A 21,788-nucleotide genomic window follows, 5' to 3' on the forward strand; every position below is an offset into this window, starting at 1 on the left:
TCGCCGCCGGACGCCATCCGGTCTAGACCGGGTCTAGGGTGCTGTGCATGGCTGAAACGACCTCGACCGAGCAGTCCGCCGTCCCGCGCTGGAAGATCATCGGGCCCGGGCTCGTCGTGGCTGCGACCGGTGTCGGGGCCGCCGACCTGGTGGCCACCCTGATCGCCGGCCAGAAGTTCGGCTACACGCTGCTGTGGTGCGTCGTCGTCGGCTGCGTGATGAAGATCGTGCTCGTCGAGGGCGCCGGTCGCTACTCGCTCGCGACCGGCAACACGATCTTCGAGGGCTGGCGCTCGCTCGGCTCCTGGACGACCTGGTACTTCGCGCCCTACATCGTCATCTGGGGCTTCGTCTACGGCGCCGCGGCCATGGCGGGCACCGGGCTCGCGCTCCAGGGCCTGCTCGGCGGCCTGTCGACGACGTGGTGGGGCATCGTCTCCGGCCTGCTCGGCCTGGTGCTCGTGTGGACCGGGCGCTACAGCGTCTTCGAGAAGGTCCTGGCCGCGCTCGTGGGCATCATGTTCGTGACGATGGTGGGCGCCGCCCTGCTCACGCTGCCGAATCTCGGCGAGCTCGCCACGGGCCTCGCACCCCGGATCCCCGACGGCGGCCTCGTCAACACCCTCGCCCTGGCAGGCGGCGTGGGCGGCACGATCACGCTGGCGGCCTACGGCTACTGGCTGCGGGAGAAGGGCTGGAGCACCCCGTCGTACATGCGCGTGATGCGGATCGACAACACGGTCGCCTACGTCGTGACCGGCATCTTCGTGCTCGCCACGCTGGTGGTCGGGGCCGAGCTGCTCTACTCGACGAGCGTGGCGATCGAGACCGGTGACGCGGGGCTGCTCGACCTGGGCGTGGTGCTCCAGGACCGCTACGGCCAGTGGGCGGGCAAGCTGTTCCTGCTGGGCTTCTGGGCCGCCGCGATGTCGTCGCTGGTCGGCGTGTGGAACGGCGTGAGCCTGATGTTCGCCGACTTCATGACCAACGTGACCGGCGGCGACAGCGACGACCCCGACGCCCGGGCCGGCGGCAAGTGGTACAGGGCCTACATCCTGTGGCTGACCTTCCCGCCGATGGTGATGATGTTCCTCGGCAAGCCGGTCTGGCTGATCCTCGCCTACGGTGTGCTCGGCGCCTTCTTCATGCCGTTCCTCGCGATCACCCTGCTGTGGCTGCTCAACACCGACCGCACGCCGCAGGAGTGGCGCAACAAGCTGCACTCCAACGTGCTGATGGCGCTGTGCGCGCTCGCCTTCCTCGCGCTGTGCGTCAACGAGGTGCGCAAGGCGATCCAGGCCGCGTGAGCCTCACACGCCGGTGGCGTGCCTGATCCACACGTTGGGCTCGACGTAGGTCGCGACGCCGTGCTCGGCGTCGCACCACACCGGAGCCAGCGCACCCGGTACGACGACGGGGCCGGTCGTGTCGAACGGCAGGCCGGTCCACTCCCGCCACTCCTCGAGCGTGCCGGGGATGCACATCGAGCGGGGCGTCACGCGGTCGATCACCCCGCCGGCGCGGACGTGGACGCGCAGCCACGGGTCGACGGGCAGCCCGTCGTCGCGGGTGCGGAAGGCGTACTCCTGCATCGGCTCGTGGACGTCGGTCTTGCCGTTGGGTCGCACCGGCGCAAGGAGCTCGGAGTAGCCGAGCCGGCCGGCGTTGTCGCGGAGCGCGGCCAGCATCACGCCCGAGAGCCCGGTGCCCTGCAGTGCAGGCTCGATGGCGATCTCCGCGGCGGTGATGGCGTTGGGTGTCTCGCCCCAGATCCGGGTCAGCAGGGCGTTGCGGAGGGCGTAGTCCCAGCCCGCGTCGGGCAGGTCACCGTCGGGCAGCTGGAAGGGCGCGCTGAACGCCTTGGCCACGATCCGGCCCGTCTCGTCGAGCGCGACCAGGACGCACTCGAGGAAGTACTCCTCCAGGCAGGAGTAGTAGGAGTTGCCGATCGGGTCGTGCTTCATGAACTCCGGCCACGACGTCTCCATGTCCCAGAAGACGTCCCACGGCTGCGGCCGCTCGGCGAGCGTGACGATCTCGAGATCCATGGCGCGATTCTCGTCGTGCAGCCGCCGGTGGTGCTACTGACTTGTCAGGCGCTCGCTGAAGTTGTCAGGCCATGCACGGGCTGACAAGTTCAGTGATCCCCGGTTAGCCGGGGATCACTGCAACGACAGCCCGGTCAGAGCCGCTCGGCGACCCGCCGCGCCGCCACCTGCAGGATCTCCCACGCCGTGGCGAAGGGTGGCGCGTAGGACAGGTCCATCCAGGCCAGGTCGTCGACGGTGCCGCCGGCCCACAGAACGGCCGCCGCGGCGTCGATGCGCTTGCCCGCGCCGTGGCCGCCGACGACCTGCACGCCGAGCAGCCGGCGGGTGGTGCGGTCGGCCATCACCCAGATCGCGATCGACTCCGCCTCGGGCATGTAGCCGCTGGCGGTCGTGCCCTCGGTGAGCAGGGCGACCGGGTCGTGGCCGGCGGCCTCCGCGTCGGCCCGGGACAGCCCGGTGCGGGCGATCTCGAGGTGGACCTCGCCGACCGAGAAGCGGGTGATGGCGGTGTCGACCATCCCGTCGAAAGTGAGCGAGCCACCTGCGAGGCTGTCGCCGAGCGCGCGCCCGTGCTTGTTGGCGTACGTCCCGAGGGGGCGGAAGACCCACTGGTCGTCGAGGCGGCGGCGCACCTCGCAGCAGTCGCCGGCGGCCCACACGTGCTCGGCGACGCGCCCATGGGGGTCGGGACGGAGCGCGCCGTTGTCGGCCAGCTCGAGACCCGTGCCCTCCAAGAAGGCCGTCGCGGGTCGCACGCCGATCGCCACCACGACGAGGTCGGCCTCACGGCTGCCGCCCTCCCAGTGCACGCCCGTGACGGTGTCGCCGTCGAGGTCGAGCCCGGTCACCTCGGCGCCCAGCACCAGCTCGGCGCCGGCCTCGACGAGGGCCGCGTTGACCCGGTCGGACATCTCGTCCTCGAGCATCGACATGCCGCGACCGCGCGTGATCACGGTGACCCCGAGGCCGCGGCGCAGGGCCGTCTCGGCGACCTCGACGCCGATGTAGCCGGCACCGACGACGACCACGTGCGCGCCGTCACCGACGGCCGCGAACCGGTCGAGCCAGGCGGCGCCGTCATCCAGGGTCTTCACCACCCCGACGCCGTCATGGGGCGCCCCGTCCTCGCGCAGCGCCCAGTCGGGCATGACGGCCGGGGCGCCGGTGGCCACGACCAGCTCGTCGTACGCCAGCACCTCACCGTCGGCGGTGGTCACGGTCTGCGCCTCCAGGTCGGCGGCCACCACCTCCACGCCCGTGCGCAGGTCGATCCCCGACGCGCGGTGCTGGTCGGCGGTGCGGGCGACGAGGTCGTCGCCGCTGCCCACCTCACCGGCCATCCAGTACGGGATCCCGCAGGCGCTGTACGACGTGTGCGTGCCCTTGTCGAGGACGGTGATCGCGAGCTCGCGGCCGGTCCGCTTCGCGGTGCGCAGCGCCTGGTGGGCAGCCGACATCCCCGCCGCGTCGGCCCCCACGACGACGACGCGCTCGCTCTCCTCGCTCACTCTTCGGTCTGCTTCGCCCAGAGGTTGATCCCCGACTCCACGGCGTAGCGGTCGATCTCGGCGCGCTCGACGCCGGTCAGCGGCGGGAACGACAGCGCGTCGAGGTTGGTGTCGAGCTGCTCCACGCTTGAGGCGCCGATCACCGCGCTGGTCACGCGGTCGTCGCGCAGCACCCACTGCAGCGCGAGCTGCGCGAGCTTCTGGCCGCGGCGCTCGGCGAGGCCGTTGAGGCCGCGCACGCGCTCGAGCACGTCGTCGTCGAGCCCGGCGATGGTCGAGTTGTCGCGCGCGGCCCGCGAGTCGGCCGGGATGCCGTCGAGGTAGCGGTCGGTGAGCAGCCCCTGGGCGAGCGCGGTGAAGACGATGCAGCCCATCCCCTGCTGCTCCAGCTCGTCGAGCAGGCCGCCCTCCACCCACCGGTTGAGCATGTTGTAGGACGGCTGGTGGATCAGCAGAGGCGTGCCGAGCTCACGGGCGATCGTGGCCGCCTCCTGCGTCTTCGCCGCGGAGTACGACGAGATGCCGGCGTAGAGCGCCCGCCCGGACCGCACGGCCGTGTCGAGCGCCATCATCGTCTCCTCGACGGGCGTGTCCGCGTCGAAGCGGTGGCTGTAGAAGATGTCGACGTAGTCGAGGCCGAGCCGCTCGAGCGATTGGTCGAGCGAGGCGAGGACGTACTTCCTGGAGCCGCCGCCCTGGCCGTAGGGACCGGGCCACATGTCGTAGCCCGCCTTCGTCGAGATGACCAGCTCGTCGCGGTAGGGCAAGAAGTCGTCCTTCAGGTAGCGCCCGAAGTTCTCCTCCGCGCGGCCGTAGGGCGGGCCGTAGTTGTTCGCGAGGTCGAAGTGCGTGACGCCGCGGTCGAAGGCCCGGCGCAGGATCGCGCGCTGGGTCTCCTCGGGCCGGTCGGTGCCGAAGTTCTGCCACAGCCCGAGCGACAGCGCGGGGAGCTGGAGCCCGCTCCTCCCGGTGAACCGGTAGTGCATGCCGGTCGCGTCGTCGTACCTCTCGGGGGCTGCTTCGTAGGCCATGGACCCATCCTGCCCGGTCCCTGTGTGGGTCATCTTCGGGGGCGACTCGGGGTGAATCCTGATCGACTCTGGTGGGACGCGTGGGATTCACTTGGTGGCATGAGCTCCTCCTGGCGAGGCACAGCCTTCAAGCTCGCGCTGAACACCGCGCGTCGCATTCCCTACGTCCGCCGGGTGCCGGCGGGCATCCGCTTCCCGCTGCAACGCGACGGCGTCGACCCGGTCGCCCGGCTCGCCGCGACACGGGAGCGCGGTGACGTGGTGCGGTTCGCCGGGCTGCTCGGCACGCGCGTCTGGCTCGTGACTGGGTACGACGTCGCCCGGGCCGTGCTCGCCGACTCCGGGGCCTACGCCAACGACGTGCGCGACATCATCGGACGCCAGGACCGCGCCCCGGCCGAGCGCATCGGCGGGCTCGGGATGACCGACCAGCCCGACCACGGTCGCCTGCGCGGCGTGCTCACGCCGTACTTCACCCGCCGCCGCCTCGCCGACCTCCAGACCGACATCGACCGCGTGGTCGCCGCCGCCCTCGACGACATGGAGGCCCACGGCCCCGAGGTCGACCTGGTCGAGCGGTTCGGCTTCCACGTGCCTTTCGGCGTCATCTGCGACCTGCTCGGCATGCCCGACGTCGACCGGCAGGCGTTCCGCGCCCGAGGAGCCGCGCGGTTCGACCTGCGCGACGCCGGTGCCGGCATCTTCGACACCGCCGCCGGCACCCGCGAGTTCCTCATCGACCTCGTCGCCGCCGAGCGCCGCGAGCCGCACCTCCCCGAGGGGCTGGTCAAGCGGATGGTCGCCGACCACGGTGCCGACTTCGACGACGTCGAGCTCGGCGGCCTGGCCGACGGGGTGTTCCTCGGCGGCTACGAGACCAGCGCCAGCATGCTCTCGCTCGGCACCTGGGTCCTGCTCCAGCACCCTGCGTCGTGGAAGGAGCTGCAGCGCGGCGAGCCCGCCGAGGTCGACCGCATCGTCGAGGAGCTGCTCCGCTTCGTCTGCCCGGTCCAGATGGCGTTCCCGCGGATCGCCCGCCACGAGGTGACGATCGGCGGACAGGTCGTGCAGCCCGGCGACATCGTGCTCGTCTCGCTGACCGGTGCCGAGCGCGACCCCGCGCACCGCGTCGACCCCGAGCACTTCGACCCGACCACCCCCGCCACCGGCACCCTCGCCTTCGGCCACGGCATGCACCGCTGCGTCGGCGCCGAGCTCGCCCGGATGGAGCTCCGCACCGCCCTGGTGGCCCTCGCGCAACGCTTCCCCGACCTGTCGCTCGCATGCGACCCGGCCGACCTCACGTTCACCGAGCTCGCCATCGTGCACGGCGTGGAGAGGCTGCCCGTGCGGCTCGGCTGACGACCAGCGCCGCCGTACCGTGGAACGGGTGGCAGTCCGGGTCGGTGTCGTCCTCGCCGCGGCGGCGGTCGCGGCCACCGCCGCCTGCACCGCCGAGGAGCCACGCCGCACCTTGCCGGCCGAGCGACGTACGACGTCGACGCCGAGCGTGACGACACCGAGCCCCACGCCCAGCGAGACGCCGAGCCCCGAACCCGAGCCCGAGCGGCCCGAGCCGCGCCGGTCGTTCGTGTCGATCCCGGCGATCGGGCTGCGCGACTTCCCCGTGGTCCGCTACCGCGGCTCCCCTGACGACGCCCCCGGCACCGACATCCAGAACGCCGGCGAGATGGCCTCGCCCCGCGGGCCGCGCGGCGGCACCGGGCCCGGCGAGGTCGGCAACTACATCGTCACGGGGCACCGGCTGACCGGTCCGGCACCGCTCCGCTACTCGCCGTCGCTGCGCCGCGGCGACCGGATCCGGGTGCGCACCGGCGACACGGTCTTCGTCTACGAGATCCGCCGCACGCGCTGGACGTCGTTCCGCCAGCCCCCGTCACTGCGCGCCCAGCGCGCCGAGGTGCCCGGTCGGCCGGGCGAGGACGCGACCCGGCCGATGATCACGCTCTCCACCTGCGCGACGCTCGAGGACCACGCGGCCGGCAACTACTGGTTCGACCAGTTCGACAACCCCGAGCACCGCATCGACAAGATCGGCGTCCTGGTCGCGACCCGGCCGGCCTGAAATCCGTTGCCCGACCGGCGGACCGCCCGGTTGGATGCGGCCATGACCGAACCGGCGGACCGATGGCGCGACCCGGCCTTCGTCGCCGCCGCGCACCAGTGGATCCACGACCAGCTCGACCGGACGGTCGAACCCGTGGTCGAGATCGAGCAGACCCACGTCACCGACTGGTCGACCGTCATGCGCGTGCGGACCCGCTTCGGCGTGAAGTGGTTCAAGGCCAACGACGAGACGATGCGGCACGAGGGTGCGGTGACGGCGTTCCTCGCGCCACGCTCCGGCGAACGAGTCCCCCGTCCGTCCGCACTGGACCCCGACACGGGCTGGATGCTGTGGGTGGACATGTCGCCGCGGCTGCGCGAGGTGATCGCCGAGGAACGCACACTGGTGCGCTGGCTCGACGTGCTGGAGGCCTACGCCCGGATCCAGATCGCCTGCGAGGACGAGGTCGAGGAGCTGCTCGCGCTCGGGCTGCCCGACTGCCGGCTGGCCACGCTCCCCGGGCAGTACGCCGACCTGCTGACCACCCTCACCGACCCCGATCCCCGGCTGCCCGGCCCGGACGCCATCGGGGAGCTCTGCGCCCGGCTGGCGTCGTACGGCATCCGGGAGACGGTGCAGCACGACGACCTGCACGACGGTCAGGTCTTCGTGCCGTTCGGCCACGCTCACATCCTCGACTGGGGCGACGCGTGCGTCTCGCACCCGTTCTTCACCCTCGCCGTCACGCTCGAGGGCGTGATCTCGTGGGGCGTCGACGACGTGGAGGACTCCGAGGACCTCGAGCCCTACCTCGCGGCCTACCTCGGTCCGTACGTCGCCCACACCGGCCGGGACCTCGCCGAGCTGCGGGAGGCCGCCCGGCTTGCGATGCGGCTCGGCTGGGTGTGCCGGGCGATCAACGGCGCGCTGCCGCAGGACCCCGAGCGCACCCACGTGCGCCTGAAGATGTTCCTGGACGGGAAGCCCTAGCCGCGCTTGGTCTCCAGCACCCGGAAGCCCTTGCTGCTCGCCAGTCGCTCGGTCGGCCACCCCTGGTCGGTGAGCCACCGCTGGAGCGAGTCGGCGCCGAGGTTCTTGCCCACGACCATCACCATCCGGCCGCCGGGAGCCAGCCGCGGCAGCCAGGTGAGCAGCAGCTCGTGCAGCGCCTCCTTGCCGATCCGGATCGGGGGGTTCGACCAGATCTCGTCGAAGACCTGGTTGCCCGGCACCTGGTCGGCGGTGCACGCGACGAACGACGGGTCCAGCCCGGCCGCGCGGGCGTTGTCGTTGGCGAGCAGGATCGCCCGCTCGTTGACGTCGACGCCGGTCACGTTGGACAGGGGCACCGCCTTCGCGATGGCCAGCCCGATCACGCCGTAGCCGCAGCCGAGGTCGAGGAACTGCCCCTGCACCGGCGGCTCGAGCTCCTTGAACAGCACGGCCGTGGCGTGGTCGAGGTGGCCGCGGCTGAAGACGCCCGACCCGGTCTCGAAGGTCAGCTCGTGGCCCCACAGCTCGGCGGTGAAGCTCTCCCGCTCGAACGGCACGCTCGGGTCGGCGGAGAAGTAGTGCTCAGGCATCGATGGCCTCTCGTCGGGCGCGGGCGCGGTCGGCCTGGGCGGCCAGCTCGACGTCGTCGGGGTAGCCGACCTCCTCGAGCGTCAGCCCGTGCGCCTGTACGACGCGCACGCCGGCGTCGCGGCGTCGCCCGGCCATCACCTCGGCGGGCCAGTCGACCGGCTTGCGGCCCTCGCCGACGGCGATCAGGCTGCCGACCAGGGCACGGACCATGTTGTGGCAGAAGGCGTCGGCACGGACATCGCCGACGACCAGGCCGGCGTCGTCGCGGCGCCAGGCCAGGTCGAGGAGGGTGCGCACGGTCGTGGCGCCCTCGCGCTGCTTGCAGAACGCGGCGAAGTCCTTGAGCCCGACCAGCGGCGCCGACGCCTGGTTCATCGCGTCCACGTCGAGGGGTCGGCCCCACGTCAGCACGTGGCCGCGCACGAGCGGGTCGGCGAGCTCCTGGGCGTCGGCGATCCGGTAGGCGTAGCGGCGCCAGATCGCCGAGAAGCGGGCATCGAAGCCCTCGGGCGCCTCGCTGATCCGTCGTACGCGCAGGTCGGGGGGCAGGATGCCGTCGACCCGGCGGGCGAGGGCGTCGAGCGGCGGGTCGGTCGACCGTCCGGCCGAGGACGTCACCACGTCGGGGTCGACGTCGAGGTGGGCGACCTGGCCCCGGGCATGCACGCCGGCGTCGGTGCGTCCGGCGACCGTGACGCGCACCTCGGGCACGCGCAGCGCCGTCGCGAGGGCCGACTCCAGAGTGCCCTGGACGGTGCGCAACGTGGGCTGAGCGGCCCAGCCGGAGAAGTCGGCGCCGTCGTAGGCACAGTCGATCCGCAGGCGCACGGACCGATCCTAGGCGGCCATCCCGGAGGCGGGCACGCCGGACGTGCGCCTAGTCTGGTCGGGTGCTGCGCCGCGCCCTCCTGGCCCTCACCACCTCGCTGCTGGTCCTCGCCGGCCCGGCCCCGCTGGTGCTCGAGACCGCGTCGTCAGCCGCGCCGGCCTCGCTGCTCGTCGACACCGACGGCGACGGCCTCGACGACTCCCTCGACGGCTGCCCGACCGTGGCCTCCGGCAACCCGACGGGCTGCCCCACCGCCTCGCGCCGCGTGTCGCTGACGTGGCTCGCCGGCAAGCACCGGCTCGAGGCCCGGGTCACCTCGCCGGTCGAGGCGTGCGCGTCGCGCGCCCGCATCAAGCTCTTCCTCGACCGCCGCAGCGGTCCCGACAAGCTGCTCTCCTCCGACGCGTCGTTCCGCGGACGCCACCGCTTCAAGGTGCCCGGCGGTGCCCGCTACTACGTGAAGGTCTCCGCGTCCTACAGCCCGGGCCTGGCCGAGTGCGCGACGACGACGTCACGGACGGTGCGCGTGCCTCGCTCCTGATCCTTGTTCAACCAATGGGTTGACAACGCCGCACACCCGTCCTACCTTCTATTCAACCAATCAGTTGAAGAAGGTGCCTCGTGACCGACCAGCTCTCCCGCGTCTTCGCCGCCCTCGCCGATCCCACCCGGCGCGACATGGTGGCCCGGCTGACGGAGGCCGACCACACGGTCAACGACCTCGCAGCGCCGTACGACGTCAGCCTCCAGGCCGTCTCCAAGCACCTCAAGGTGCTCGAGGAGGCCGGGCTGGTGACCCGGACGAGGGAGGCCCAGCGCCGGCCCGTGCACCTGGAAGCCGAGGTGTTCGACCTGATGACGAAGTGGATCGAGCGCTACCGCCGACAGGCCGAGGAGCGCTACTCGCGCCTCGACGCCGTGCTCGCGCGTATGCAGGACGCAGACGACCCGAGCTCTACCAACCCGCAGGAAGGAACAGCATCATGACCACCATGCAGTCTCCCGACACCACGACCCGTTACCCCGAGGCCGCGATCGAGGCCGACGAGAAGGTCCCCGCCATCCACATCTGGCGAGACTTCGCTGCCACGCCCGCCCAGCTGTTCCGCGCGCACACCGACAAGGAGCTGTTCGCGCAGTGGAGCGGGCCGAGCAGCGTCGGCGCCGAGATCACCGAGTGGGACGCCCGCGAGGGTGGCGGCTGGCGCTACACCGCCCGCGGCATGGACGGTCGCGACGGGTTCGAGACGTCCTTCCACGGGTGCTTCCACACCGTGCGAGAGGACCGCATCGTGCAGACCTTCACCTGGGACGGCATGCCCGACGACGTCGCCCTCGAGACGATGACCTTCGAGGACCTCGGCGACGGCCGCACCCGGCTCCACGCGTTCAGCCTGTGCGACTCCTTCGAGGGTCGCGACGCGTGGCTGCGCAGCGGCATGGAGGTCGGCGTGCACGACGGCTACGCCGCCATCGACCGCCTCCTGGCGGAGGGCGTGCTCTGATGTCGCTCCCCGAGACCCCCGCCGGCCGCCACGCGGCGGTCGCCGGGGGCTTCGGCCGGCTGGTCGCGCAGACGCCCGACTGGTCGGCCCCCTCCCCCGTCGACGGGTGGACCGCACGCGACGTCGTCGGCCACCTCGTCGAGTGGTTCCCGGGCTTCCTGGCCGCCGGCGGCGTGTCGCTGCCGGCCGGCCCGTCGGTCGCGGACGACCCGCAGGTCGCCTGGCAGCACCACGCCGATGCCGTACAGGCCCTCATCGACGAGCGCCCCGACGAGGAGTTCACGCACCCCTACGTCGGCACCCAGACGCTCGCCGAGGCCGTCGACCGGTTCTACACCGCCGACGTCTACATGCACTCCTGGGACCTCGCCCGCGCCGGCGGCCAGGACCCCGGCCTCGACGAGGAATTCGCCGCCCAGATGCTCGAGGGCATGAAGCCGATCGAGGCGATGCTCCGCGACTCCGGCCAGTACGGTCCGGCCGTGCCCGTCCCCGACGACGCGCCCGTCGTCGACCGGCTGATGGGCTTCATCGGCCGCGACCCCGCCTGGCAGCCCGCCGCCGGAGGTGCGTCGTGAGCACGGTCGTGCTGCACAACGTCGTCTCCCTCGACGGGTACGTCGCCCAGCTCGACGACGACCCCGGGCCGCTGTTCGACTGGTACTTCAACGGCGACCGTCCCCTGTCCGCGCAGGACATGTCCGACCCCGAACCGGGCGGCCTGCGGATCTCGCAAACCTCCTACGACTACGTCCACCCGATGTGGGACAGCATCGGGTCCACGGTGATCGGCCGCCACCTGTTCGACATCACCAACGGGTGGGAGGGCAAGCCGCCAGCCGGTGACCACGTCGTCGTGGTCTCGCACCGTCCGAAGCCGGGGGGCTGGCACCCGGAGGCGTCGTACCACTTCGTCGACGACGTGGCCGCGGCGATCGCCACCGCGCGCGAGCTCGCCGGCGACCGGACGGTCGCGGTGGCCGCGGGCGACGTCGGAGGTCAGGCCCTCGCCCTCGGGCTCGTGGACGAAGTGGCCATGGACGTCGCGCCGGTCGTGCTCGGCACCGGCAAGCCGTTCTTCGGCCCCGTCGACGGCCAGCACCTGCTCGAGGACCCCCACGTCGTCATCCAGGGCGACCGCGTCCTGCACCTGCGGTTCAAGGTCCGCCGCTGACCTGTCACCTGCGAGGTGTCGCCTTCCTCGTAGGGTCGAGGACATGGACTACGTCGTGTACGGCACGGGTGCCGTCGGAGGCACCATCGGCGGCCGGCTCGCGCTGGGCGGGCTCGGCGTGACGCTCGTGGCCCGCGGCGAGCACCTCGCCGCGATCCGTGAGCACGGCCTGGTCCTCGACGCCGGCGACGGCCGCCACACCATCGAGGCGCCGGCGACCGACACCGCCGCGGACGTCGCCTGGACCGACGACACCGTGGTCGTGCTGGCGGTGAAGTCGCACCAGGCCGCGGCGGCGTTGGCCGACCTGCGCCGGCACGCGCCCGACGACGTACGCATCGTCTGCGCGACCAACGGCATCGCCACCGAGGTGGCCGCGCTGCGCCTGTTCCCCCGGACGTACGCCGTGTGCGTGATGCTGCCCGCCTCACACCTCGAGCCCGGCGTGGTCGTCTCCGCGTGCCACCCGACGCCGGCCATCCTCGACATCGGCCGCATCCCCGCCGGGACCGACGCGACGACGGCCGCGATCGCCGAGGACCTCCACCTGGCGGGGATCGAGTCGGTCGAGCGCGACGACATCATGGCCTGGAAGCGCCGCAAGCTCCTGCTCAACCTGGGCAACGGCATCGATGCCTCCTTCGCCCAGGGTGAGGCCGCCGACGAGCTCGCCGAGCGCGCGCTCGCGGAGGGCGAGGCCGTGCTCGCCGCCGCCGGGCTGACTGTCGTCTCGGCAGACGAGGACAAGACGCGCCGTGGCTCGATCCTCCAGCGCCGGCCCGACCTCGAGCGCCGCGGCGGCTCGACGTGGCAGAGCCTCCAGCGCGGCACCGGCGACTCGGAGATCGACTACCTCAGCGGCGAGATCGTCCTCCAGGGCCGCCTCCTCGGCCACCCGACCCCCGTCAACGACGCCGTGGTCGCCGCCACCCGCCACCTCGCCGCCACCGGCGGCGCACCCCGCTCCCTCGACGCCACCGAGGTCCTGGCCCGCCTCTGAGCGGTGCGTGAGGAGGATTCGCCCGGCCCCGAATCCGCCTGGCGCACCGCCACCGGGCGCGTCCTCGTACGACATGCCCGTGAGCGGTGCGTGAGGGGGATTCCTGCGGCTCGGAATGCCCCCCACTCACCGCTCGATCTGCGGAGCGGTGGTCCACCCACATTTCCCGCTCGCCGAATGTAGGTGCACCACCGCCCACCGGCGCGTCGTCGTACGACATTCCCACGAGCGGTGGTCCACCCACATTTCCCGCCCGCCGAATGTAGGTGGACCACCGCCGCCCGGCGGGGATGCACGAAGGCCCGCCACCCCAGTGGGGTGACGGGCCTCGCGGTGTCAGCCTGGATCAGGCCTTGGCGTCGTCCTCGGTGGACTCCTCGGCGTCGGCCTCGGCGGCCGGCTCCTCGGTGGTCTCCTCGGCAGCAGCCTCGGTCTCCGTGGCCTCGGCCTCGGTGGACTCCGGAGCCTCGGTCTCCTCGGCCTCGACGACCTCGGTCTCCTCGGCAGCCGGCGCCGGGGCGGCGGCCTTCTCGGTCTTCTTGGTCGAGGGAGCCTTGGGGCTGTAGGCCTCGGTCACCAGCTCGATGACCGCCATGGGGGCGTTGTCGCCCTTGCGGGGGCCGATCTTGGTGATGCGGGTGTAGCCACCGGGACGCTCGGCCATGACCGGCGCGATCTCGGTGAACAGGGTGTGCACGACCGACTTGTCGCGGACGGTCTTGAGGACCTCACGACGGTTGTGCAGGTCGCCACGCTTGGCCTTGGTGATCAGCTTCTCCGCGACCGGGCGCAGCAGGCGCGCGCGGGTCTCGGTGGTGGTGATCCGACCGTGCTCGAACAGGGCGGTGGCCAGGTTCGACAGGATCAGGCGCTGGTGGGCAGGGCTGCCGCCGAGGCGGGGACCCTTCTTGGGCTTGGGCATGTGGTGCCTTCCTTCTCTCGGGCCGTGTCAGGTACCCGGGTAGACGACCAGCGGGCTGCTGGTCGGTTTGGTGTCAGAGCTGCTCGTCCTCGATGAACGCATCGTCGTCGTCGTCGCCGTAGGCGGCGAGGGCGGCGTGCGGGTCGAAGCCGGGCGCGCTGTCCTTGAGCGAGAGGCCCATCTCGACGAGCTTGGCCTTCACCTCGTCGATGGACTTCGCGCCGAAGTTGCGGATGTCGAGCAGGTCCTGCTCCGAGCGGGAGATGAGCTCACCCACGGTGTGGATGCCCTCGCGCTTGAGGCAGTTGTACGAGCGGACCGTGAGCTGCAGGTCCTCGACCGGCAGGGCCAGGTCGGCGGCGAGCTGCTCGTCGACGGGCGACGGGCCGATGTCGATGCCCTCGGCCTCGACGTTGAGCTCACGGGCCAGGCCGAAGAGCTCGACGAGCGTCTTGCCGGCCGAGGCGATCGCGTCGCGGGGACGGATCGACTGCTTGGTCTCGACGTCGATGACGAGCTTGTCGAAGTCGGTGCGCTGCTCGACGCGAGTGGCCTCGACCTTGTAGGTCACCTTCATGACGGGGCTGTAGATCGAGTCGACCGGCATGCGGCCGATCTCGTTGTCCGCGCCCTTGTTCTGCACGGACGAGACGTAGCCGCGGCCACGCTCGACGACGAGCTCCATCTCCAGCTTGCCCTTGTCGGACAGGGTGGCGATCTTCAGGTCGGGGTTGTGCACCTCGACACCGGCGGGCGGGGTGATGTCGGCGGCGGTGACGTCACCGGCACCGGACTTGCGCAGGTACATCACGACCGGCTCGTCGTGCTCGGAGGAGACGACGATGCCCTTGAGGTTGAGGATGATCTCGGTCATGTCCTCGGTGACGCCCTCGATGGTCGAGAACTCGTGGAGGACGGAGTCGACCTTGATGCTGGTGACCGACGCACCCGGGATCGAGCTGAGGAGCGTACGGCGCAGCGAGTTGCCGAGCGTGTAGCCGAAGCCCGGCTCCAGGGGCTCGATGACGAACCGCGAGCGGAACTCGTCGACGGTCTCTTCCGTGAGGGTGGGGCGCTGAGCGATGAGCACGGAGTTTTTCCTTTCCGGATCCACCCGCTATTTGACGGATCCGAACATGGTGAGGAGTGGTGTGGAAGAGGGGCGTCGGTGGCCGCCCGCACGACGGGCGACCACCGACTGGAAGTCACTTCTTGGAGTAGTACTCCACGATGAGCTGCTCCTGGACCGGCACGTCGATCTGCGCGCGGACCGGGACCTGGTGCACGAGGATGCGCATCCGCGAGGGGATGACCTCCATCCACGCCGGGGTGACGCGCTCGCCGTGGGTCTCACGGGCCACGATCAGCGGGGTCATCTCCAGCGACTTCTCGCGCACGTCGATGATGTCGTGGTCGGTGACCTGGAAGGACGGGATGTTGACCTTCTTGCCGTTGACCAGGAAGTGGCCGTGCACGACGAGCTGGCGGGCCTGGCGACGCGTACGGGCGAAGCCGGCGCGGTAGACCACGTTGTCGAGGCGGCACTCGAGCAGCTGCAGGAGGTTGTCGCCGGTCTTGCCCTGGCGACGGCTGGCCTCCTTGTAGTAGCGGACGAACTGCTTCTCCATCACGCCGTAGGTGAAGCGAGCCTTCTGCTTCTCACGGAGCTGCAGCAGGTACTCGGACTCCTTGATGCGACCGCGGCCGTGCTGGCCGGGGGCGTAGGGACGCTTCTCGAAGGCAGCGTCGCCGCCGACGAGGTCGACACCGAGACGGCGCGACTTGCGGGTCATGGGACCGGTGTAGCGGGCCATGTTTCAGTCTCTCTTTCTCAGTCTCGGGTCAGACGCGGCGGCGCTTGGGCGGCCGGCATCCGTTGTGGGGGGTGGGCGTGACGTCCTGGATGGTGCCGACCTCGAGGCCGATGGCACCCAGCGAACGGATGGCGGTCTCACGACCCGAGCCCGGACCCTTGACGAAGACGTCGATCTTCTTCATGCCGTGGTCCATGGCGCGACGGCCGGCGGCCTCGGCAGCCATCTGGGCGGCGAAGGGGGTGGACTTGCGCGAGCCCTTGAAGCCGACGGTGCCGGCAGAGGCCCACGAGATCACCGCACCGGTCGGGTCGGTGATCGTGACGATGGTGTTGTTGAACGTGCTCTTGATGTGGGCTTCGCCCTGGGCGACGTTCTTCTTCTCCTTGCGGCGGACCTTGGTCGCGCGGCTCTTGGGAGGCATTCAGTAACTCCTGTGAGGTTCTGGTCTGGAAGCTTCGATGACGGTGATCAGCGCAGGGCGCCGATCACTTCGCCTTCTTCTTGCCGGCGACGGTGCGCTTCGGGCCCTTGCGGGTGCGCGCGTTGGTCTTGGTGCGCTGGCCGCGGACCGGGAGGCCCATGCGGTGGCGGCGACCCTGGTAGCTGCCGATCTCGATCTTGCGGCGGATGTCCGCCTGGACCTCACGGCGGAGGTCACCCTCGATCTTGAAGTTGGCTTCGATCTCGTCGCGAAGCTTGACCAGCTCCTCGTCACCGAGCGTGTGGACCCGGGCGTTCGGGTCGACGCCGGTGGCAGCGAGCAGCTGCTGGGCGCGGGTACGGCCGATGCCGTAGATGTAGGTGAGAGCGACCTCGATGCGCTTGTCGCGCGGGAGGTCAACACCAACGAGGCGTGCCATGTGGCGGTTTCCTTGTCTGTTCTCGCATCGGTTTCGGTTCGTGTCGCGTCCCATCCCGCCTCGGGTGGGTTCCGGCCGGTGCTCCGGAAGTGACTTCAGTCCGCCTGGGCGGACCTAGCGATCACGTTGTGGGTTGTGCGGTGTTGCTGGTTGAGCTTCAGGCCCTCTTGCCGCAAGCGGCTGCGAGGCTCGGGGCTGCTCGTTCAGCTCCGGCTCCGCCGGATCTGGATGAGATCCCTCAACCCTGGCGCTGCTTGTGGCGCGGGTTCTCGCAGATGACCATGACCCGGCCGTGACGGCGGATGACCTTGCACTTGTCACAGATGGGCTTGACGCTGGGGTTGACCTTCATGTCAACGTTCCTTGCTACTCGGCTGGCTGGTTACTTGTAGCGGTAGACGATCCGACCCCGGGTGAGGTCGTACGGCGAGAGCTCCACCACGACCCGGTCCTCGGGGAGGATCCGGATGTAGTGCTGTCGCATCTTGCCGCTGATGTGCGCGAGCACCTTGTGCCCGTTGGCCAGCTCCACACGGAACATGGCGTTGGGAAGGGCCTCCACGACGGTGCCCTCGATCTCGATCACGCCTTCTTTCTTCGGCATGTCCTCCACAATCTGTTGTCTCGTTGTCTACCGTGGCCCGGGAACCGCCCGGCTCCTGCTCGCAGGAGGCCGGTGGACCTCGTGGGCGGATCCGGGAACCTCTTCCCGGGCACGCGCCGAACCGTCACGCTGGACGAGTCGTCGTGATTCCGGGCAGCCGCGAGGCACCACGAAACACAGCCCACGTTGGGCCGACGCACCAGTTTAGTCAGGCGTCCCTCGAGAACGCCAATCAGGGAGGGAGCGCAGCCGCGCGAGGGCCCCGGCCAGCCGCCCATCGGCGACGGAGGCCTCCCCCTCGACGGCGGGGGCGGTCTCGCGCGGCGCCCGCGGTGCCGTACGACGCAGCGAGCGCAGGCTGATCGCGGCGAGGAGGCGCTGCCGCCGCCCGACCTCGTGGGACATCGCCCTCCGCTCGGCGTCGATCGACTCCCAGTAGGTCGCCGCGGCGGCCGCCTCGGGCACGCTGGGGCCGAAGACGAAGCTGTCGGCCCGCCGGGCGAGGGCGCCGGCCTGGCCGGACACGATGCCGACCGACTGCTCGCGCCGGGTCACGGTCGGGCCGAGCGGGACCACCTGGCCGAGGTCGCGGGCGTGGTCGACCAGCTCGCGCCACGCCCCCACGAAGCGGGCCGAGGCCGAGTCGGCGTTGCGGCGGCGCCGGCGCCGCCAGGCCTTGAAGCCGACGATCGCGCCGAGCAGCAGGGCGGCGAGCAGGATCGGGGTGCCGACGTACTTCACCACGGTGCCCACCCAGGCCGGCAGGCCGGGGATCAGGCCCTCGTCCTCGTCGGCCTTCTTGCGGGTGGCCTTGCGCTCCTTGAGGTCGGCGTCGCTCTGCTCCCCCGCGTCGGACGGCGGCGGGATCGGGTTGGGCGGCGGGATGACCGTGCCCGACATCGGGGTGTTGGTCTCGGGGATCTGGTCGGCCGGAGGCGTCTTCTGCATGAACGCCTCGGTCGGCAGCGTCCGCCACGAGCCGTCGGCGGCACGGAGCTCGACCCACGCCGAGACGTCCTTGCCGGTGACCTGACCGCCCTCGGGCACCACCGCGCCGAGCACGACGCGGGCCGGGACGCCGATGTCGTTGGCGAGCAGCGCCATGGTGGCGGCGTACTGCTCGTCGTTGCCGACGATCTGCGGTGCGTTGACGAACTCGTCGGAGAGCCGCCACACGCTGTGGCCGCCGACGTAGATGCGCTCGGTGCGCCCGACGCCGTCGGAGTAGCGACCCTCGGAGCGCAGGTGCTCGGCCGCGGCGAAGACCCGGTCCATCGGGTCGCTGGCCGCCTGCTCGGTCCACTTCTCCGCGGGGCCCTGGATGAAGGCGGCGCCCGGCGGCAGCGGGGTCACCTCGGCGGAGCCGACCGTCTCGGGCGTCAGCTCGTCGTCGGGCTCGACGGCGGTGAACTCGTAGCGGTCGCCGGGCTGGAGCCCGCTCGGGACCACGGCCGTGGACGTGGCGAGGTTGTAGCGGAAGATCTCGGCCTTGGCGCGCGCGTCGCCGGTTTCGAACTGCATCGACTGGAGCGCGCCGACGGTGGGCAGCCAGACGCCGGAGTAGCCCTCGCCGAGGGTGACCGTGACGTCGACCTCCTTGCCCTTCACCGGGTTGTCGATCGTGGAGGAGACGCGTTGGAAGGAGTCGTCGGCAGGCTCGGGCAGGGCGTCGTCGGTGGCCCCCCACACCATGCCGTCGTAGTGGTCCATCGTCGCGAAGCGCACGCGGGTGCCGGGCGTGACGCCCTCGATGTCGAGCAGCGTCTTGTCGTAGACGTTGCTGTTGTCGTCACGGCCCTTCAGGTCGACGTACTTGCGGAAGCCGGCCAGCGGCGAGGGGTAGCGGCCGATGTCGAACGGCGGCTCCACCCAGTTGCGCGCGACGGCACGATCGGCGTCGCCGCCCGCCAGCCAGGCGCTCGCCGGGTAGGCCAGGCCTGCGGCCAGGGCGAGCATCGCGACCGCGCCGGCTCCCCGGACGTAGGACGTGCTGCCGCCCTGCACCGCGGCGCTGGCCCGGCGGGCGCGCACCGCGAGCCACGCGAGGGCGAGGCCAGCGAAGACCACACCCTGCAGCAGCAGCGACTCCGGGTGCCGTACGCCGAGCAGGATGGCGCCCGACAGCACGATGGTCATGCCGACCACGGGCAGCGCCGCCGCCAGCCAGGCGCGGCGCACGGGCAGGTGGGCGAGCCCGAGGCCGACGATGCCGGCGACCATGCCCGACAGCCACGGGAGCACGAGCAGGGGGCCGTCGCCGTCGATCGGGGGCAGGGTGGTGAGGAGGTCCTTCCACCCGAAGATCGCCTCGTCGGCCACCCGGGCGAGCGTGGAGGCGCCCGGGAGCACGGACGTGTCTCCGAGCGAGCGCAGGCAGAGCGGCCCGCCGAGCAGGAAGAAGACGACCAGGCAGATCACCACGGCGGAGACGATCGGCCAGCCGGCCGCCCGGGTCAGGTGGGTGACGACGACGGCGACGAGGGCGCCGAGCATCCCGACGACGAGGTAGGCCGACCCGGTGAAGGACGAGCCGAAGGCGCTGAGCGCCACCGCGGAGAGCGCGAACGTGAAGGCGATGTCGATCCACGAGTGCAGGTCGGGCAGCAGCGGGTGCGACCGGACCCGGGTGCGGGTGCCGGTGGCGGCTGCGTTGCGCGGGCTCACCGGACGCTCCAGCGCAGGAGGCCGCCGAGGTCCTCCTTGGCGGCCAGGTGCAGGACCGGCAGGCCGCCGGTCTCGGTGACGCGGCTGGTGCCCTCGGGGTCGACGACGATGCCGAAGCGGCGTACCTCGGGCGGGAAGGCGGCTGCCGATCGCAGCATGTCGGTGAACTGGCTCCGGTTGCCGCCGATGAAGAAGGCCAGGCTGGTGTCGGGGGCCAGGGTGCTCGCCTGCCGCCCGGACTCGATGAGGCCGCGGTCACCGAACTCGGCACGGCACACCGCGTCGAGCGCGAGGTAGCCGTCGGAGCCGGTCGACGCGTGCTGGCCGCAGACGAAGGAGACGTCGAACTCGTCGAGGACCGCGCGCACCGCGATCGAGGCGGCCACCGCCATCGCGGTCTCGAAGTCGTCCGGGTCGGCCCACGCCGAGAGCCGGTCGTCGACGACGATCGTGGCGTGGCTGCGACGGGTGTCGAGGTACTGGCGCACCAGCAGCGCCGACTCGCCGCTCGAGGCCATCACCTTGGCCGAGGAGCGCCAGTGGATGTGGCGCAGGTCGTCACCCGGGACGTACTCCCGCAGCGCGTGGAAGGCGAGGTCGCTCTGGCTGACCGCATCGGTCGAGACGCCCTCGAGGTCGCGGAGCAGGCCGGCACCGAGCGACTCCATCGGCACCAGGTGCGGGCGCACGAGCACCTCGCGCACGGGCGTCCAGACCATGTCGCGGGAGAACAGGCCGACCGGGTCGCCGCGCCGCGTCATCGCGGGACCGACCGAGATCACCCCGCGCCGCTCCGTGCGGATCGTGAACGACTCCTCGTGCGCCGCCCCGGGGGCCAGCGAGCTGACGCCGTAGCGGTGGATCGCCGACCCGACGGGCACCTCGAGGGTGGTCGGCACCAGGCGGGTGGTCGCGCGGTTGACGACGAGGACGCCCGCTGCGACCGACTCCCCCGCCGCCACCCGCTCGGGCTGGAGCCTCAGGTCGACCGAGACGGACGTGCGGCCGAGCAGGAACGGCACCGCGAGGACGAGCAGCAGCAGGCAGGCGGTGCCGAGCACGGCGAGCTCGCGCCACGCCGTGAACGTGGCGACCATCGCCGCGCCCAGGCCGAGCCCGAGGACCAACCAGCCGATCGGCTTGATGACCTCGAGCGCATCGTTCAACCGCTGCCTCATGGGATCGCTCAGGCCCCCACGCGGTCGGTCGGCGGGGCGACGGCGTCGAGCAGGCGCGAGATCACCGTCTGCACGTCGATGCCGCTGAACTGCGCCTCGGCGTCGAGGAGCAGGCGGTGCGAGAGCACCGGCTCGGCGAGGTCCTTGATGTCGTCGGGCACGACGTGGTCGCGGCCGTCGGCGGCCGCCCAGGTCTTGGCGACGCGCACGAAGGCCAGGCAGCCGCGGGCCGAGAGGCCGAGCTTCACGTGCGGCTGGCGGCGCGACTCCTCGGCGAGCTCGGCGACGTAGCCGACCACGGCCGGGTCGACGTACACCTCGTCGGCCAGGCCGCTCATCTGCGCGATGGTGGCGGCGGTGATGACCGGCGTCACCAGCGCGGCGCGGTCGCGCACGGCCGCGTTGTTGAGCAGCTCGACGGTCGCCTGGCGGTCGGGGTAGCCGACAGAGGTCTTCATCAGGAAGCGGTCGAGCTGCGCCTCGGGGAGGCGGTAGGTGCCGGCCTGCTCGATGGGGTTCTGCGTCGCGATGACGAGGAACGGCTTGCCGACGGGGTGGGCGACACCGTCCACGGTGACCCGGCCCTCCTCCATCACCTCGAGCAGCGCCGACTGGGTCTTGGGCGAGGCGCGGTTGATCTCGTCGGCCAGCACGATGGTGTGGAAGATCGGACCGGGGTGGAACTCGAAGGTGCCCTTGTGCTGGTCGTAGACCGTCACGCCGGTCACGTCGGAGGGCAGCAGGTCGGGCGTGAACTGGATGCGCGCGTGGCTGCCCTGCACCGTGTTGGCCAGCGCCCGCGCCAGCATCGTCTTGCCGGTGCCCGGGAAGTCCTCGAGCAGGATGTGGCCCTCGGAGAGCAGGCAGGTCAACGCCAGCCGTACGACGTGGCGCTTGCCCAGGACGGCCTTCTCCATGTTGTCGGTGAGCTGGTCGAAGGTGGACTTGAACCACTCGGCCTGTTCATGGCTGATCGTCACGCGGTGCTCCTGG

Annotated in this window: 25 protein-coding genes; 10 read left to right on the forward strand and 15 right to left on the reverse strand. The window is 71.3% G+C overall.

The features are described 5' to 3' along the window. Positions 1-47 precede the first annotated feature (47 nt). Positions 48-1,307 (forward strand): Nramp family divalent metal transporter, encoded by a 1,260-nt coding sequence (locus J2X46_RS03550; RefSeq protein WP_310246954.1) that lies wholly within the window; start codon positions 48-50, stop codon positions 1,305-1,307. A 3-nt stretch (positions 1,308-1,310) separates the two neighbouring features. On the opposite strand, the gene J2X46_RS03555 is transcribed toward J2X46_RS03550, so the two are convergent. The 3 genes from J2X46_RS03555 to mgrA form a co-directional block, all read right to left on the reverse strand. Further along, complete coding sequence (locus J2X46_RS03555) at positions 1,311-2,048, reverse strand: N-acetyltransferase (RefSeq protein ID WP_310246957.1); 738 nt, start codon at positions 2,046-2,048, stop codon at positions 1,311-1,313. A gap of 134 nt (positions 2,049-2,182) precedes the next feature. Further along, positions 2,183-3,559: an FAD-dependent oxidoreductase gene (locus J2X46_RS03560; protein ID WP_310246959.1), complete on the reverse strand. Its 1,377-nt coding sequence runs from the start codon at positions 3,557-3,559 to the stop codon at positions 2,183-2,185. Beyond that, complete coding sequence (gene mgrA, locus J2X46_RS03565; protein ID WP_310246960.1) at positions 3,556-4,590, reverse strand: L-glyceraldehyde 3-phosphate reductase; 1,035 nt, start codon at positions 4,588-4,590, stop codon at positions 3,556-3,558. Before mgrA ends, J2X46_RS03560 begins: the two co-directional genes overlap by 4 nt. 99 nt (positions 4,591-4,689) lie before the next feature. Here mgrA and J2X46_RS03570 point away from each other — a divergent pair, with 99 nt between their 5' ends. Genes J2X46_RS03570 through J2X46_RS03580 form a run of 3 tightly spaced genes read left to right on the forward strand, consistent with a single transcriptional unit; the run spans position 4,690 to position 7,648 of the window. Then, entirely contained in the window at positions 4,690-5,952 is a 1,263-nt protein-coding gene (locus J2X46_RS03570; protein ID WP_310246961.1) for a cytochrome P450, read from the forward strand. Positions 5,953-5,980: 28 nt separating this feature from the next. After that, positions 5,981-6,676, forward strand: a complete 696-nt coding sequence (locus tag J2X46_RS03575) for a class E sortase (RefSeq protein ID WP_310246962.1) — start codon at positions 5,981-5,983, stop codon at positions 6,674-6,676. 42 nt (positions 6,677-6,718) lie between these two features. Further along, positions 6,719-7,648, forward strand: coding sequence for a phosphotransferase (locus J2X46_RS03580; protein WP_310246964.1), 930 nt, complete (start codon positions 6,719-6,721; stop codon positions 7,646-7,648). On the opposite strand, the gene J2X46_RS03585 is transcribed toward J2X46_RS03580, so the two are convergent. Both J2X46_RS03585 and truA read right to left on the reverse strand, forming a co-directional pair. Next, positions 7,645-8,241: a methyltransferase gene (locus J2X46_RS03585; RefSeq protein WP_310246965.1), complete on the reverse strand. Its 597-nt coding sequence runs from the start codon at positions 8,239-8,241 to the stop codon at positions 7,645-7,647. The two genes, J2X46_RS03580 and J2X46_RS03585, sit on opposite strands and share 4 nt — an antisense overlap. Beyond that, positions 8,234-9,070, reverse strand: coding sequence for a tRNA pseudouridine(38-40) synthase TruA (truA, locus tag J2X46_RS03590; protein ID WP_310246966.1), 837 nt, complete (start codon positions 9,068-9,070; stop codon positions 8,234-8,236). The genes J2X46_RS03585 and truA overlap by 8 nt, the downstream gene beginning before the upstream one ends. A 62-nt stretch (positions 9,071-9,132) precedes the next feature. Between truA and J2X46_RS03595 the strand changes: the two genes are divergently transcribed. From J2X46_RS03595 to J2X46_RS03620, 6 genes are all read left to right on the forward strand, one after another. Beyond that, positions 9,133-9,612: a hypothetical protein gene (locus tag J2X46_RS03595; RefSeq protein WP_310246968.1), complete on the forward strand. Its 480-nt coding sequence runs from the start codon at positions 9,133-9,135 to the stop codon at positions 9,610-9,612. 80 nt (positions 9,613-9,692) lie between these two features. Further along, a complete protein-coding gene (locus tag J2X46_RS03600) occupies positions 9,693-10,058 on the forward strand; it encodes a metalloregulator ArsR/SmtB family transcription factor (protein WP_310246971.1) in 366 nt (121 codons plus the stop codon). Beyond that, positions 10,055-10,576: an SRPBCC domain-containing protein gene (locus J2X46_RS03605; protein WP_310246974.1), complete on the forward strand. Its 522-nt coding sequence runs from the start codon at positions 10,055-10,057 to the stop codon at positions 10,574-10,576. Before J2X46_RS03600 ends, J2X46_RS03605 begins: the two co-directional genes overlap by 4 nt. Continuing rightward, on the forward strand, positions 10,576-11,154 hold the full coding sequence (locus J2X46_RS03610) for a TIGR03086 family metal-binding protein (protein WP_310246976.1): 579 nt from the start codon (positions 10,576-10,578) through the stop codon (positions 11,152-11,154). Before J2X46_RS03605 ends, J2X46_RS03610 begins: the two co-directional genes overlap by 1 nt. Further along, complete coding sequence (locus J2X46_RS03615) at positions 11,151-11,750, forward strand: dihydrofolate reductase family protein (protein ID WP_310246979.1); 600 nt, start codon at positions 11,151-11,153, stop codon at positions 11,748-11,750. The genes J2X46_RS03610 and J2X46_RS03615 overlap by 4 nt, the downstream gene beginning before the upstream one ends. 43 nt (positions 11,751-11,793) lie before the next feature. Beyond that, positions 11,794-12,750: a 2-dehydropantoate 2-reductase N-terminal domain-containing protein gene (locus J2X46_RS03620; RefSeq protein ID WP_310246982.1), complete on the forward strand. Its 957-nt coding sequence runs from the start codon at positions 11,794-11,796 to the stop codon at positions 12,748-12,750. Positions 12,751-13,096: 346 nt separating this feature from the next. On the opposite strand, the gene rplQ is transcribed toward J2X46_RS03620, so the two are convergent. From rplQ to J2X46_RS03670, 10 genes are all read right to left on the reverse strand, one after another. Then, positions 13,097-13,672 carry a 50S ribosomal protein L17 gene (gene rplQ / locus J2X46_RS03625; protein ID WP_310246985.1) on the reverse strand — a complete coding sequence of 192 codons (576 nt, stop codon included), beginning with the start codon at positions 13,670-13,672 and terminating at the stop codon, positions 13,097-13,099. Positions 13,673-13,745: 73 nt separating this feature from the next. Then, positions 13,746-14,762 carry a DNA-directed RNA polymerase subunit alpha gene (locus tag J2X46_RS03630; RefSeq protein ID WP_299922660.1) on the reverse strand — a complete coding sequence of 339 codons (1,017 nt, stop codon included), beginning with the start codon at positions 14,760-14,762 and terminating at the stop codon, positions 13,746-13,748. Positions 14,763-14,877: 115 nt separating this feature from the next. Next, a complete protein-coding gene (gene rpsD, locus J2X46_RS03635; RefSeq protein ID WP_230441858.1) occupies positions 14,878-15,486 on the reverse strand; it encodes a 30S ribosomal protein S4 in 609 nt (202 codons plus the stop codon). Between the two features lie 28 nt (positions 15,487-15,514). Then, positions 15,515-15,910 (reverse strand): 30S ribosomal protein S11, encoded by a 396-nt coding sequence (gene rpsK, locus J2X46_RS03640; protein WP_056906616.1) that lies wholly within the window; start codon positions 15,908-15,910, stop codon positions 15,515-15,517. 64 nt (positions 15,911-15,974) lie between these two features. Next, positions 15,975-16,349: a 30S ribosomal protein S13 gene (rpsM, locus tag J2X46_RS03645; protein ID WP_116570804.1), complete on the reverse strand. Its 375-nt coding sequence runs from the start codon at positions 16,347-16,349 to the stop codon at positions 15,975-15,977. A gap of 238 nt (positions 16,350-16,587) precedes the next feature. Beyond that, the gene (rpmJ, locus tag J2X46_RS03650) at positions 16,588-16,701 is read right to left on the reverse strand and encodes a 50S ribosomal protein L36 (protein ID WP_004008316.1); all 114 of its coding nucleotides are present in this window, start codon (positions 16,699-16,701) and stop codon (positions 16,588-16,590) included. A 30-nt stretch (positions 16,702-16,731) separates the two neighbouring features. Continuing rightward, complete coding sequence (gene infA / locus J2X46_RS03655) at positions 16,732-16,953, reverse strand: translation initiation factor IF-1 (RefSeq protein ID WP_056599768.1); 222 nt, start codon at positions 16,951-16,953, stop codon at positions 16,732-16,734. A 204-nt stretch (positions 16,954-17,157) separates the two neighbouring features. After that, the gene (locus tag J2X46_RS03660) at positions 17,158-19,617 is read right to left on the reverse strand and encodes a transglutaminase-like domain-containing protein (protein ID WP_310247022.1); all 2,460 of its coding nucleotides are present in this window, start codon (positions 19,615-19,617) and stop codon (positions 17,158-17,160) included. Further along, positions 19,614-20,795, reverse strand: a complete 1,182-nt coding sequence (locus J2X46_RS03665; protein WP_310247024.1) for a DUF58 domain-containing protein — start codon at positions 20,793-20,795, stop codon at positions 19,614-19,616. Before J2X46_RS03665 ends, J2X46_RS03660 begins: the two co-directional genes overlap by 4 nt. 8 nt (positions 20,796-20,803) lie before the next feature. Beyond that, positions 20,804-21,775: a MoxR family ATPase gene (locus tag J2X46_RS03670; RefSeq protein ID WP_310247025.1), complete on the reverse strand. Its 972-nt coding sequence runs from the start codon at positions 21,773-21,775 to the stop codon at positions 20,804-20,806. Positions 21,776-21,788: the final 13 nt, after the last annotated feature.

The organism is Nocardioides sp. BE266 (genome assembly GCF_031457855.1).
Classification (GTDB): domain Bacteria; phylum Actinomycetota; class Actinomycetes; order Propionibacteriales; family Nocardioidaceae; genus Nocardioides.